Source organism: uncultured Agrobacterium sp. (genome assembly GCA_913777615.1).
Lineage (GTDB): Bacteria > Pseudomonadota > Alphaproteobacteria > Rhizobiales > Rhizobiaceae > Agrobacterium.
On the sequence record CAJYTK010000007.1, the window covers coordinates 115263 to 129156 of the forward strand.

Sequence of the window (13894 nt, forward strand, 5' to 3'; positions counted from 1 at the left end):
CCTTAGAGCACTTCGCGCCCAAAGGGAAACTCTCTGCCGGGCTTCATCGGGCCAAAGGAGGAAGTCCTTCCCGCGCTCGGATAAGCTCGATCAGATGACGCAGTGCGGGGTGGTTTTGTCGTCGGCTGGGGTAGTACATGTGAAAGCCCGCCCCCGTGGATGACCATTCAGGCAGGACGATCTCAAGTCGTTTCTCTCGCAGTTCAGCTTCAGCCCGCCGTTTCAAGACATAGCCAAGACCCAGACCGTCGGCGGCGGCATTGATCGTTGTTTGCGTATCGCTGATCGTGCAGTGACCTGGCACGTCGATCCGTAACATGGCGTCTCCATTGCCAAGCTCCCATCGGAAGGCGGAGTTGTCGCCCAGCAGCAGACGCAGGCAGGAATGCCGCTGAAGATCCTCGGGTCGTCTCGGTCGTCCATGCCTATCGAGATAGGTCGGCGCCCCGACGATCACCCACTCCAAGGGTTGGGTGAGGGCGACTGCTATCATATCTTCCGGAACAGTGTCTCCATATCGTATCCCGGCGTCGAACCCTTCGGCCACCATATCGACAGGTCGATTTTCCACAACGACCGTAAACCGGATGTCGGGCAACAGGTTGCGAAAACTTGGAAGGACCGGGCTTAACAGGAGGCGACTGGCGTCTGAGGGAATATTGAGGCGAAGCTCGCCGAACGCGCCGGCGTGCACGTCGTCCATCTCGGAGAGTGCCGAGCCGATCTCGTCGAAACCCGCCTCCAGTCGCGCGGCGAAGCGTAGACCCGCAGGCGTGGGAGCGACGCTTCGACTGGTGCGATTGAGAAGCTTCGTGCCAAGACGCTCTTCCAGCCGGCGGATCGCGTGGCTGAGAGCAGACGCGGTGATTCCCAGTTCGATCGCTGCCGCCTTGAAGCTGCGACGCCGTACTACGATCGAAAAGGCAGCAAGGTCCGGCAGTTCGGACCGTAAAAACGGCGGCATGGAGTGAATTCCGTTCAGTGTATCGTTGAATGTTGTACAAGCATAAGAGCTTGCTTCTGGACCTGCAAGGCATAGGGTCGGGTCCAACAAAGCCGCGCGGAGGAGAACGTCATGTGGCATGAATTGAAGATCCCGGATTTGAGAGACAGAGCCATTCTCGTCACGGGTGCCTCGACGGGCATCGGCGCGGCCGTGGCCAAAGCCTTTGCTGCACAGGGTGCGAGGGTTGCCGTCCACTACAATGAAAGCGCCGCCGCCGCCGAGGCGGTTGTCGACGAGATAGCGCGTGGAGGTGGGGATGGAATCCTCATTCAGGGCGACGTGTCCAAGCCCGGCGAGAGCGAACGTGTTGTCGAGGCCGCAGCGGAAAATCTCGGTGGGCTTGATGGACTCGTCAACAATGCTGGCGGTATGCTCGGTCGCGTACCAACGACGGAAATGGATGATGCCCATTACGCCCGCGTCATGGACCTTAACGCCCGCTCGGTACTCGCCGCGACGCGCGCGGCCATTCCGTTTCTGAGGCGGCGACAGGGTTTCGTGATCAATACCACCTCGATTGCGGCCCGCAATGGCGGCGGTAATGGAGCAATCCTCTACGCTGCCGCCAAAGGTTTCGTCTCAACGATCACCCACGGCCATGCAAAGGAGTTCGTCGGTGATGGTATCCGCGTCAACGCCGTTGCACCCGGCATCATCTCGACGCCCTTTCACGATCGCTACACGAGCGCTGAAATGCTGGATACCCAGCGACAAAGCGTCCCGATGTCTCGTGTCGGCACACCGGATGAATGCGTCGGCGCCTATCTCTTTCTCGCCTCACCACTTCTGTCCGGCTACATCACAGGCCAGATTATCGAAGTGAACGGTGGGCAACTCATGCCGTAAAGGCACCTATGCTCCTCCCAATTCTTGTCATCAAATATTGCCGACTGGCGTCTCGCCAAGGTCGTCGATCTATCATTGGAGTAAATTCATGACCATTCAGACGCGCCGCCTCGGTCGCACCAGTTGGAACATCTCGGAAATCGGTTTTGGCGCCTGGGCCATCGGTGGTTCTTGGGGAGATGTGGATGAAGCTGACGCTAAGGCCAGCGTTCATGCAGCCCTTGATGCGGGAATGACCTTTATCGACACGGCCGATGTTTACGGTGACGGTCGCTCTGAGCGCATCATCCGTGACGTGTTGAAGGAGCGCGGCGGCGAGCGACCGATCGTTGCAACGAAGGCCGGACGCAGGCTTAACCCGCACGTGGCCGACGGATACACAAAGTCCAATCTTGAAGCCTTCGTGGATCGAAGCCTATCGAACCTCGGCGTAGAGGCGCTCGATCTGGTCCAGCTCCATTGCCCTCCGAGCGAAGTCTACTATCGTCCTGAGGTGTTCGGCGCGATGGACGATCTCGTGTCGGCAGGCAAAATCCGCCACTACGGCGTATCGGTAGAGAAGGTCGAAGAAGCGCTTAAAGCTATCGACTTTCCGAATGTTTCGACCGTTCAGATCATCTTCAACATGTTTCGCCATCGTCCCTCCGACCTGTTCTTCTCCGAGGCTTTGCGGCGCGATGTCGGCGTCATCGTGCGTGTGCCCCTGGCGAGCGGCATATTGACGGGAAAAATGGGGAAGGACTCGACTTTTGCCGCCGATGACCACCGGAACTTCAATCGGCACGGTGAGGCATTTGATGTCGGCGAAACGTTCTCAGGTGTCCCGTATGATGTCGCGCTGGACGCGGTTGAGCAATTGCGAGCGCTTGTTCCCCATAAAGCCACCATGGCTCAGTTTGCGCTGCGCTGGATATTGATGGAAGACGCCGTTTCGGTGGTTATTCCCGGCGCGAAGAACCGCGACCAAGCCACAGCAAATGCGGCGGCGAGCGGTGTAGCGGCAATACCGGCAGAGATTATGGACCAGGTGCGGACGCTTTATCGCGAGAAAATCGCTCCGCACGTTCATCAGCGCTGGTAGGCAATATGTGAGAATGAGAGCGCCGGTTCGTGTCGGATACATGGCGCTCTTCTTCTTTCAACGGTGCATGGTGCAGAACTGGACGCTGGCTATTTCGCAGGTCGGCAGAGTGCCGCTCTGGTTTTGAACTCGTCTAATCTCCGAGAATAAGTAAGCGAACGCACCATATGTTTGTCTCGTTGCGGGTCCTGACCCTAAAACCGTCTACTTTCTGTAGACTGTTGTTGGTGTTGCTTTGAAAGCAGGGGAGGAAGGACATGCCGCTTCAAAACCGTGTCGATCCGTTCGGGGATATTCTCGATCTACCATTGCGTGGTCTTTTTACCGGCAACCGCGGCATCATCCATGATCCCGCGTCAAAAACGCTGACCACCAAGCGATGGGCTTCGAAATCCTGGCTGATTTGCAGTTGCAGCTATAAGGACGTCCGCCGTGACGTCATGGCGTCACGAAGCTGGACTGAGCTGTTCTTTCTTGATGAAGCGACCGCGCTCGCTGCCGGACACAGACCCTGCTTTCAATGCAGGCGGGAAGAGGCTTCCAAGTTTATGGTTGCTTGGGTCAAGGGCAATGGTTCTCCGGCAAGTTCCATCCGCGATATTGACGCAACGCTGCACCGCGAGCGGCTGCAGATGAAGCGAAAACGCGTCAATGTCCTGCTCACGCCTGTGGAGGAACTGCCGGATGGAACAATGCTTGCAGCCCAAGGCGAAGCCTATCTCGTGGCGGGTGGCGATACATATCGGTGGAGCCCTGAAGGCTATCGTCAGACGTCTACGCTCCCGTTCGTCGATGGGCTGCTGACGCCGCCCTCGACATTGAAGGCGCTGGAGGCAGGCTATCGGCCCGTCCTGCACCCGTCGCTTGAAACCTCCGACCTGGATGCTGCGTGATGATGAATGATCTTTTCGCCGGGCTCGAACCACAGGCGGCTAGGCAGGATATGACAGAGGGTGCCGTGCTGATGCGCGCACGTGCGCTTCCGCAGGCAGACCAGCTACTTGCCGATATCCAGCGTATTTCATCATTGGCACCCTTTCGTCACATGGTGACGCCAGGTGGTTTTGCGATGTCCGTCGCCATGACGAACTGCGGCACCTATGGCTGGATCACGGATAGGCGTGGCTATCGTTATGAGGAACAGGACCCTTTGACCGGGCGGGACTGGAGCCCCATGCCGCAGAGCTTTCTGTCGCTTGCGACAACGGCTGCTGAGGAAGCGGGCTACCCCGACTTCCTTCCCAATGCCTGCCTGATAAACCGGTATGAGCCTGGCGCGAAAATGGCGCTGCACCAGGATAAGGATGAAAAAGATTTCACCATGCCGATCGTCTCGGTATCACTGGGCTTGCCTGTCGCTTTCCAGTTCGGCGGGGCGAAACGGACCGATCCCGTCATGAAGCATCAGCTTCAGCACGGCGATGTCGTGGTTTGGGGAGGGCCGTCGCGGCTCTTCTTTCATGGCGTGTTGACGCTGAGAAACGGCGTGCATGAGAAGGCAGGATCCTACCGCTACAATCTTACCTTTCGTCACGTGGTCCTGTGAGCTGACGCTGTTTTATGCTTGCGGTACGTCTTGAAGACGATCGGTGACCAAAACCATTCTAATGAGGCTGTTAACTCTAAAATCGATCTTTCCGGCGTCGCATGCGCGCATTTACCGGTCGTTTCATTATTCCCGTTTAGCGTCAAAGCATAACAAGAGATCGGGAAACGACGATGAACGCGATGCTCAAAGCGAACAGGGCTTACGATACGGATCGCCAGATTGAGTTCAATAGCAAACTCACGGCTGCGCATGCACGCATAGAGAAGCGATTTCTTGATGGCGGTGCGGTGCTCGTTTCCGTCATGGAGATGCTCAACGATCTCATCGGTATTCTCGACGGGATCACGGGGACGCTCGATCAGGGAACGACCGAGGATACGGTGGCTGGTCTGCGCAGGACGATCAAGGATCTGGCGCATTTGCCTGAAATCGAGAGCGATCGGAAAGCCGGCTTCGAGCAGTTGTCAACCATGTGTAGTTCGACCCGTGGCCACATCGAGGATATTCACGAGACCATTCGCTATCTCAAGACCTTTGCGGTTACGGTCAAAATTGCGGGTGCTGGCCTTGCGGAGTTTTCCGGTTTCGCGGATGAAATTCGCGAACGCATCCAGTCAGGCGCCGACGAAGTCAGTCGTTTCGGCGCCAATCTAGAGGCAATGCGCCTTCAGCTGACGGACGCCCGGACATTTTCGTCGAAAACTCTGAGTGACTTCGGATCGACCATTCCCTCCATCATCAAGGGCCTGAACGAGAATTCCGCTCGTATCGTTGAGCAGCATCGGGAAATGGCCGAAATAGCGGGGCAGGTCAAAAAGATTGCTCAGGGCGTGCAGGGCAAGATTGCCTCCACACTGTCCAACCTGCAGATCGGCGACATCACCCGACAGCGCATCGAGCATATCCAGAGCACGCTTCAGCTTCTCAGCGAGTTCGTTGCCTCACCGGAAGGCGAAGCCCTCGATCACGATGAACAGGCTGTGCTGCGCGAGGCCGTCCTTCAGCTCATTAGCGCGCAGATGGATGAAACGGCCGCAGACTTCCAGCGCGATTGTGCCAAGATTTTCAACAGTATTTCCAGCTTCACCGATGATGCGGCTCGCATTCTCTCGCTTCGCGACGAGCTGGTCGATCGCAGCTCGAATGGGGATAAAAATGTCCTTTCACTGATGGAAAAGGATATTGTCGAAGCCTGCAAACTGGCGGAACGGGTTCAGGGAAGCAGCGGCGAAGCGGACAGCGTCGTCTCCTCGGTTGCCGAGAGCGCCAAGGAACTGCTGCGCGGGATCGAGGTTCTGCGCTCGATCAAGATCGATATCCACTACATGGCGTTGAATTCGAACCTGCGCTGCTCAAAGCTCGGCGAGGCCGGCCGTTCCGTCAACGTCGTCAGCGGCGAAATGCGTATCTTTGCCGGTAAGCTTGAGACGCCTGCAGATGCGATTGTCGAAGAGCTGCGCGGCGTTGAGGTCGCAACGCAGGCCCTGGTGGAGCAGGGGCAGGGCCTTTCCAAAAATTTCAGCGCACCCTTGAACGAAGCGCTGGAGTCGATCCAGAACGCAAAATCCCGGATGGAGCACGGAACGCAGGCTCTGGCGGAAGAGGGACAGGCGGTCTTTACCCGCATCAGTGCAGCCGTCGTCAACCTCGATTTCGAAAGCGAACTCGGCGCGACGTTCAACGATTGCTGCAATATTGCAGCCCAGCTTTCTGAAGGCTTCCAGGCAGACGTGTCCGGCTTTGCGGACAAGATCGAGGGGTTCGCTTCGCGCGTCTACAAGCTCTATACGATGGCGCATGAGCGCGAGGTTCACGTCCGTTATCTTCCAGCAAACAACTCGTCGAGCCAGGCATCCGCACCTGCAGCCGCGTCGGCTCAAGCCGATGACGACGATCTTTTCGCTGACGCGCTGTTCTGATTGCTGCAGGGACTGTTTCGAATTGATGGGAAAGCCCGTTACGGGGCATTCGAAGCATGTCGCACAAAGCCCGTGCGGCGGCTTTGCGACGACGACACGTTTTAGGCCTTGCAAAACGGAGCGGGATGTTCGATCCATCCAGTGGTTGCGTTCCTAAGGGAGAACGCGTTTGGTATCACGCTCGGTATCTCCGGTAGCAAAGCTGTCGTGAGCGAGTCAGTGTTCGCAACATCGGTGAGAAGCATGACACATTCTTTAGAAGCCAGGCCGCTCTTTGGCATCAGTCTGGCTGCTATGGGCTATGCCTGCTTTGCCATGCAGGACGCTGTGGTGAAGTACCTTGTTGAAACCTATTACGTTCCGCAAATTTTGTTCATACGTAGTGCCGTGATTGTCGCCATTACCGGGACGCTGGCTTATTTCTACCGTCACCCATCTATTCTGAAAAGCAAATACCGGGGAACGCTCGTCCTGCGCGCTACTCTGATGCTGATCGCGTGGATGCTGTTTTACAGCTCGTCGCTTTATCTCGGTCTGGCGGAATTGACGACGCTGTATTTCTCGGCACCCATCATGGTCGTCGTCCTCTCCATTTTCGTTCTCAAGGAGAATGTCGGCTTCGGTCGCTGGATCGCATGTGCCTTCGGATTTATCGGGGTTCTCATCGCTGCCAATCCTACCCATTCACCCAATTGGCTTCCCTCGCTTCTATGCATTGTGGCTGGCTTCTGCTGGGCGTGGAGCACGATTATCGTCCGTATTGTCAGCAAAACGGAAACCACGCTGACGCAGATGTATTCGACAAGCGCACTCTTCGGTATTGCCTGCGCTTTGTCGTTGCCATGGTTGTGGAAGAGCCCTGATAGCCAAGGATGGGCTCTGATGATCGGTGTCGGCCTTGTCTCCACGCTTGGTCAGTTCCTTCTCTACGAGGGGTTCAGGCATGCGGAGGCCTCGTCTCTCGCGTCCGTCGAGTATACTGGCCTCATCTGGGCGTTCCTTTATGGCTATCTCATCTGGTCTGAGATCCCGGCCATCAATGTCTTCATCGGCGCCGCCATCATCGTGACCGCCAGCCTCGTCCTCGTCGGGTGGGAGCAGCGGGCAGTGAGATTGCCAAAAGAACGTGTTCCTTAAGCAGACCCGCTGAAGGTATCGAGGGCGCGGGAACATCTGTGTCGCCGCAACGTTTGAGAAAGCCTGCAAAAGGAGACTCACATGGCAGTAACTTATCACGTCGACGAACATGATGGCGGCTTCGCATACCGGGTTGACGATGTTTGGTCAGAAACCTTTCCCGACCATGATACGGCCTTGGAGGCAGCGAAGGATGCAGCGCGCCGACAGCAGATCGGCGGAGAAGAAGTGGAAATCGCGTATCAGTTGGCTGATGGGCGTTGGCAGTCGCAGCATGTCAGTGGTGGAGACAGGCCGGAAACCGATGTCGTAGACGATACCGCAGACCGGTAACATGTCCTTGCCACCCATCATCGTTACGGCGCACGCCTCATCGGATGATATGGACTACTTCGACCAACTGAGGCGGGAGCATTTCCCGCCCCACCGAAACTTCCTCGATGCCCACATCACGATGTTCCATCATCTTCCGGGCAGAGTATTCTGCGATATTTTGACGGCAGCCGACGAGGTCATGGCGCAGCGTGATCCATTCGTTGCGTCCATATCCGGTCTAAGACACCTGGGCGGCGGCGTTGCTTTCGATATTGACAGTCCGGAACTGAAAAACCTGCGTGCAGACCTCTTCAAATCGTTTGGTTCATGGCCGGGGCCGCAGGATCGGCAGAAATTCAAGCCGCACATCACCGTCCAGAATAAGGTGGAGAAGGCGTCGGCGGACAGGCTGTATGATGATCTCCGTACTCATTTTCAGCCGCGTGAGATAACCATTCTTGGAATTGACCTATGGGACTATCTTGGTGGACCATGGGAGCATCGCGCGTTTCTCTCTTTTGGCCAAAACACATAGCCCGTACGGGCTGAAACAGAGCAACCATCACAGAGATCCATCCAGACATGCTTCTAACCCTCTCCAATGTCAGTAAATCCTACCGAACGGTAGAAGGGTCAGTCGCGGTATTGAAGGGGATCGACCTCTCGGTCGATGCTGGCGAGAGCGTCGCATTGACCGGAGAATCGGGCAGCGGCAAAAGCACACTGCTGCATCTGTCGGGTGGTCTTGATCGGGCGGATGGTGGCTCTATCGTCGTAGACGGTCGGGATATCACCGCGTTGGACGAAGCTGGACGGGCGCTTTACCGGCGTGAGGTGGTCGGTCTCGTATTCCAGCAGTTCAACCTCATTCCCTCTCTTGATGTTGCAGATAATATTGCGTTTCACGCAAAGCTCGCGGGGCGTCACGATGCGACATGGGAGCGTGAACTGGCCGAGACTTTGGGGATCGGCACTCTACTCAACCGTTACCCAGAGCAATTGTCCGGCGGTCAGCAGCAGCGTGTTGCGATCGCTCGGACGCTGGCAGCGCGCCCGGCCCTGGTTCTCGCCGATGAGCCAACGGGCAACCTTGATGAGGCGACCAGCGAAATCGTCCTCGATCTGATGATATCGCTCAGCCGAAGCGCCGGCTCTGCGCTGTTGCTTGTCACTCATTCGAGCCGGATGGCCGAGAAGCTGGACCGGCGGGTGATATTACGCGGCGGAAAGATCGCCGCATGATGTGGGTGGTGTTTCATGCGCTGCTCTCGCATTGGCGGCACAGGCCGCTCCAGTTCGTGACATTGGTGCTCGGGATCGGCCTTGCGACAGCGCTCTGGTCCGGTGTTCAAGCGATCAATGCGGAAGCGCGGGCGAGCTATGCCCGCTCCGCGTCAATCATCGAACAAAGTAGCCTCGTTCGTCTCGTTGCAAAGAATGGCGGGCTTATCGCTCCCGAAAGCTTCGCGGCATTGCGGCGGGCCGGATGGAATGTCTCGCCGGTCATCGAAGGCGATTATCGGTTCAATACCGCTCGGATCAGATTGATCGGTATCGATCCTCTGAGCATGTCCGGCGGAGACGGACCGGTCAGAATTTCGAGTTCATCCGATCTGGTGGACTTCATGGGCGGTAAAGGCCTGTTGATGGTTTCGCCAGCGACGGCAGCCCGGCTCGAAGGCCAGACACGGATACCAATAAGAATTTCGCCGGATGTGCCGGACGATACCGGCTTTGTCGACATTGGGCTTGCCGACCGGCTGCTGCGCCGAGACGGGCGATTGAGCCGCATCATGGTGGCTGAGACCCAGCGTCTAGACATCGCGGATGTGACAAGCGTTGCGCCAGAGCTTCACATCCAGCCAATGGGAGACCGGGCGGATATGGCACGCCTGACGGACAGCTTTCACCTGAACCTCACCGCCTTCGGTTTTCTGGCCTTTATCGTTGGTCTCTTCATCGTTTATTCGGCGACGGGTCTCTCCTTCGAACAACGGCGGGCGAGCTTTCGCACCATTCGTGGGCTCGGTGTTTCCTTGCAGATGCTGACGGCACTGTTGCTGTTGGAAATCCTTGCTCTTGCTCTGCTCTCCGGCATGATCGGCGTTGGCTTTGGCTATGTCATCGCATCGGCACTGCTGCCAGGCGTCTCGTCCACCCTGCGTGGCCTTTATGGCGCTGCTGTACCCGGAAGCCTTCAGTTCCGCCCGGAGTGGTGGGCGGCGGGAATGGCCATGGCGCTTGCGGGAACACTGCTTTCCTCCGCGCAGAGCCTTTGGCGTGTGCGCAATTTGCCGCTTCTAGCCTCTTCACAACCGCAAGCATGGGGGTTGTCATCCGCGCGTTCTCTGCGCATCCAGGCCTTGGCTGGCGCTCTCCTTCTCCTCGTCGCCATATTTGTCGCTTGGTGGGGGGCGGGCTTGGTCGCCGGTTTTACGGTGCTCGGTGCGTTACTACTGGGTGCTGCCTTGCTCTTGCCAGCCTTCCTGTCGAAGGCGCTGACATTGGCTCAGAATAAATCGAAGACCGCGCTGACGGTCTGGTTTTGGGCAGACACGCGTCTGCAACTGCCGGGCCTGTCGCTCGCTCTCATGGCGCTTCTCTTAGCACTTTCGGCCAATATTGGTGTTGGCACCATGGTGTCGAGCTTCAGAATGACCTTCATAGGATGGCTAGACCAGCGTCTGGTTGCGGAGCTTTACGTCACCGCTCGAGACGATAACGAAGCCGCTCGACTGAGGGCATGGTTGCCGCAGCACGCCGATGCCACCCTGCCGATCTTTGGCACAGAAGGCGAAGTCAACGGCGAGCTGGTGCAGATCTCAGGGGTTGCGGACCACTCAACCTATCGTGATCACTGGCCGTTATTGTCGCAGGAGCCTGATGCTTGGAACGCGGTCAGCAGAGGCGACGGGGCACTGATCAACGAACAGCTTTGGCGCCGAGATCATTTAGCGCTGGGAGAGCCGTTGCGTCTTGCCGATGGCTGGACGCTCAGGATTGTCGGAGTTTATTCCGACTACGGCAATCCTCGCGGTCAGATCATGGTCGGGGCAGATGCCCTGACACAGCATTACCCGCAAGCGTCCCGGCTGAAATACGGAATACGTGTCGATCCCTCTTTGGCCCAGGGACTCAAGAAAAAAATGGTCGACGAGCTCGGCTTACTGGAAGGCAATATCCTCGATCAGGCGGCCATCAAACGCCAGTCGCTCGACATATTCGAACAGACCTTCACCGTGACGGGCGCCCTCAATATATTGACACTGGGTGTGGCAGGCTTTGCCATGTTCGCCAGCCTTCTGACGCTTTCCGGCGCAAGGCTCTCTCAATTGGCACCAATCTGGGCGATGGGGATCAGACGGCGTGACCTTGCGTATTTCGAGGCGTGGCGAACGCTCGCCCTGTGGTGCATCACTTTCGTTGCCGCCATTCCGGTCGGGCTTGCGCTGGCTTGGGTGCTGCTTTCCGTTGTCAATGTCGAAGCATTCGGCTGGAAACTTCCCATGATGATCTTCCCGCTGGATTGGTTGCGTCTTGGTGCCATCGCGCTCGTGGCGGCGCTTCTATCGGTTTTGCTGCCCGTTCGTCGGCTAGCTTCAATCGATCCAGCCGATCTTCTCAGGGTGTTTGCCAATGAGCGTTAAACTGTTCCTATATACGCTTTCTCTGGGCCTTGCGCTTTGGCAGCCGGTGGCTGCGCAAGGCTTTGCCGGTCTCGGTTCGGAGGCTCAAGGCTTCGCTATTCCACAGCGTGGTGTCGCACTAACATTTCCCAAGGATCACGGCGCTCATGCGGATTATCGCATTGAATGGTGGTACGTCACCGCCAATCTGACGACGGAGGATGGTCAAGCCCTCGGTGCGCAATGGACACTCTTTCGGTCAGCGCTGGCACCCAACGACACACAAGGCTGGTCCAGTCCGCAAATATGGATTGGACATGCTGCCATCACCACGCGCGAAACTCATGTCGTCGCCGAGCGTTTTGCGCGTGGAGGCGTCGGTCAAGCGGGCGTTACTGCCATGCCGTTCGATGCCTGGATCGACGACTGGCAGATGAGGGGGGAACCCGCAGTCTCTGAAGACACACTGGACGATCTGACCCTCAATGCAAATGGCGCTGATTTTTCCTATCAATTGAAACTGGACGCCGAAGGGCCTCTCGCGCTACAGGGTGACCAGGGTTTTTCGATCAAATCGCTGGCGGGACAGGCCAGCTATTACTACTCGCAGCCTTTCTATCACGTCACAGGCAGCGTTGTGCTGAATGGAAAATCCGTGAAGGTTAACGGGCGCGCGTGGCTCGACAGGGAATGGTCGTCCCAGCCCCTCGCATCCGATCAGATGGGGTGGGACTGGTTCTCGCTCCACCTTGCAAATGGCGACAAGGTTATGGCGTTTCGGCTGCGGGACACAAAGGGCGGCTACACCTCCGCCAACTGGATTTCTGCTGACGGCCAGACCACGCCGCTTGCCTCGCAGGACGTCGTTCTGGAGCCATTGCGTATGGCAAAGGTCAACGGTCGGAATATTCCCGTCGAATGGCGGGTGAGAATTCCCGTTAAAGGTCTCGACATTACAACACGTCCCCTCAATGACCAGTCGTGGATGGCTGTTTCCACGCCCTACTGGGAGGGTCCGATTTCCTTTACGGGCAGTAGCGGCGGTGTGGGCTACCTGGAAATGACCGGCTATTGAACATGACCGCCAAGAGCCATATGTTGACGCCAACAGATGATTGATGTGGCAGGGGCGGTTGTCGCGATGGCGACAACTGAAAATGATTGAAAGCAGACAACCCCGCGACCAAGCTCTTTTCGGCCACCGGTCTTTACAGCAATATCCATCGAGCAACGTTCGACTATTTCTGCTCTGGCGCGCATCAGACGACGGGCTTGCCCTTCGACAGGTTGACGGCTGAGGGAAAGCCGATCAACGATATTGTGTCGATATCGGGCGTTGGCTTTGGCCTCATGGCTGTCCTCGTCGGTGCCGAACAGGGCTGGCTCAGTAGAGAACAAGCCCTTGAGCGGGCCTCGCTCATGGTCCGGTTGCTGTCTTCGGTCGAGCGTTTTCACGGTGCGTTGCCCCATTTCATTCATGCGCAAACGCTTGAGATTCTGCCTTTCGGCCGCAGAGACGATGGGGCCGATCTGGTGGAAACCACACTGTTTCTCCAGGGTCTGATCTGCGCAAGGGAGTATTTTGCGACTGACATTGCAGCGGAAGTGGATTTTAGAGCCTTGGCTGAACCGTTCGTTCAGGGCGTGGAATGGTCATGGTTCACGCGCAGAAAGCCCGGGCCACTCTACTGGCACTGGAGCCCGAACCACCACTGGGCACGCAATGTTCCGATTACCGGGTGGAACGAAGCACTGGTGACGTACGTCCTCGCGGCGGGATCGGAAAAACATGCGATCAAGCCGGAGAGCTACCATGACGGATGGGCGCGTAGCGGCGAAATGGTCAATGGCAATAGTTATCTTGGGACGGTGCTGCCGTTGGGGGAGCCATTCGGCGGACCACTTTTCCTGTCGCAATATTCCTTCTGTGGGCTCAATCCTTTCGAGCTTCGCGATCGATATTGCGATTATCGCCAACAGGTGATCGCGCATGCTCGGATCAATCATGATTACTGCAAGGCACAGTTCGGCAGCGAGGCGCCGTGGGGCATGAGTGCTTGTGACGGCCCGAAAGGATATCGTGCCTTCTCGCCGACGGTGGATGGCGGTGTCATCGCTCCGACCGCCGCCCTTTCCAGTTTTGCTTATCTGCCGGATGAAGCGGAAGACGCGCTGAATAGCTTTGCCTCCCACCAGTCCGGTGCGCTGATCGGCAAGTTCGGATTCATCGACGCATTTTCGCCTGTCACCGGCTGGGCGGCACGAACTCATCTGGCCACAAATCAGGGCCCGATCGTCGCGATGATGGAGAATCATCGCACTGGCCTTCTCTGGCGATTGTTCATGCAGGCGCCGGAGGTGCAGCGCGGGCTGGACAGGCTTGGTTTCGAGCAAGCAGCGTAAAAGTCACATCGT

At 57.4% G+C, this 13894-nt stretch carries 13 protein-coding genes; 12 read left to right on the forward strand and 1 reads right to left on the reverse strand.

The annotated features are described in order from the left end of the window. Positions 1-43: 43 nt before the first annotated feature. A complete protein-coding gene (locus QZ862_RS06210; RefSeq protein WP_296098269.1) occupies positions 44-964 on the reverse strand; it encodes a LysR family transcriptional regulator in 921 nt (306 codons plus the stop codon). Between the two features lie 111 nt (positions 965-1075). Here QZ862_RS06210 and QZ862_RS06215 point away from each other — a divergent pair, with 111 nt between their 5' ends. The 12 genes from QZ862_RS06215 (at position 1076) to QZ862_RS06270 (ending at position 13882) form a co-directional block, all read left to right on the forward strand. Further along, positions 1076-1852 (forward strand): SDR family oxidoreductase, encoded by a 777-nt coding sequence (locus tag QZ862_RS06215; RefSeq protein ID WP_296098271.1) that lies wholly within the window; start codon positions 1076-1078, stop codon positions 1850-1852. Positions 1853-1940: 88 nt separating this feature from the next. Beyond that, a complete protein-coding gene (locus tag QZ862_RS06220) occupies positions 1941-2933 on the forward strand; it encodes an aldo/keto reductase (RefSeq protein ID WP_296098272.1) in 993 nt (330 codons plus the stop codon). Positions 2934-3190: 257 nt separating this feature from the next. Beyond that, the gene (locus QZ862_RS06225) at positions 3191-3826 is read left to right on the forward strand and encodes a hypothetical protein (RefSeq protein WP_296017316.1); all 636 of its coding nucleotides are present in this window, start codon (positions 3191-3193) and stop codon (positions 3824-3826) included. A gap of 2 nt (positions 3827-3828) precedes the next feature. After that, entirely contained in the window at positions 3829-4479 is a 651-nt protein-coding gene (gene alkB, locus QZ862_RS06230) for a DNA oxidative demethylase AlkB (protein WP_296017622.1), read from the forward strand. Positions 4480-4652: 173 nt separating this feature from the next. After that, entirely contained in the window at positions 4653-6401 is a 1749-nt protein-coding gene (locus QZ862_RS06235; RefSeq protein ID WP_296098273.1) for a chemotaxis protein, read from the forward strand. A gap of 243 nt (positions 6402-6644) precedes the next feature. Then, positions 6645-7538 carry a DMT family transporter gene (locus QZ862_RS06240; RefSeq protein ID WP_296098274.1) on the forward strand — a complete coding sequence of 298 codons (894 nt, stop codon included), beginning with the start codon at positions 6645-6647 and terminating at the stop codon, positions 7536-7538. A gap of 81 nt (positions 7539-7619) precedes the next feature. Further along, positions 7620-7871 carry a DUF2188 domain-containing protein gene (locus QZ862_RS06245; RefSeq protein ID WP_296041218.1) on the forward strand — a complete coding sequence of 84 codons (252 nt, stop codon included), beginning with the start codon at positions 7620-7622 and terminating at the stop codon, positions 7869-7871. A 1-nt stretch (position 7872) separates the two neighbouring features. After that, positions 7873-8388 carry a 2'-5' RNA ligase family protein gene (locus QZ862_RS06250; protein ID WP_296098275.1) on the forward strand — a complete coding sequence of 172 codons (516 nt, stop codon included), beginning with the start codon at positions 7873-7875 and terminating at the stop codon, positions 8386-8388. A 47-nt stretch (positions 8389-8435) separates the two neighbouring features. Beyond that, positions 8436-9095 (forward strand): ABC transporter ATP-binding protein, encoded by a 660-nt coding sequence (locus QZ862_RS06255; RefSeq protein ID WP_296098276.1) that lies wholly within the window; start codon positions 8436-8438, stop codon positions 9093-9095. Next, positions 9092-11500, forward strand: coding sequence for an ABC transporter permease (locus tag QZ862_RS06260; RefSeq protein ID WP_296098277.1), 2409 nt, complete (start codon positions 9092-9094; stop codon positions 11498-11500). Before QZ862_RS06255 ends, QZ862_RS06260 begins: the two co-directional genes overlap by 4 nt. Then, a complete protein-coding gene (locus tag QZ862_RS06265; protein WP_296098278.1) occupies positions 11490-12554 on the forward strand; it encodes a lipocalin-like domain-containing protein in 1065 nt (354 codons plus the stop codon). Before QZ862_RS06260 ends, QZ862_RS06265 begins: the two co-directional genes overlap by 11 nt. Before the next feature lie 86 nt (positions 12555-12640). Further along, a complete protein-coding gene (locus QZ862_RS06270) occupies positions 12641-13882 on the forward strand; it encodes a glucoamylase family protein (protein WP_296098279.1) in 1242 nt (413 codons plus the stop codon). The last annotated feature ends 12 nt before the right edge of the window (positions 13883-13894 follow it).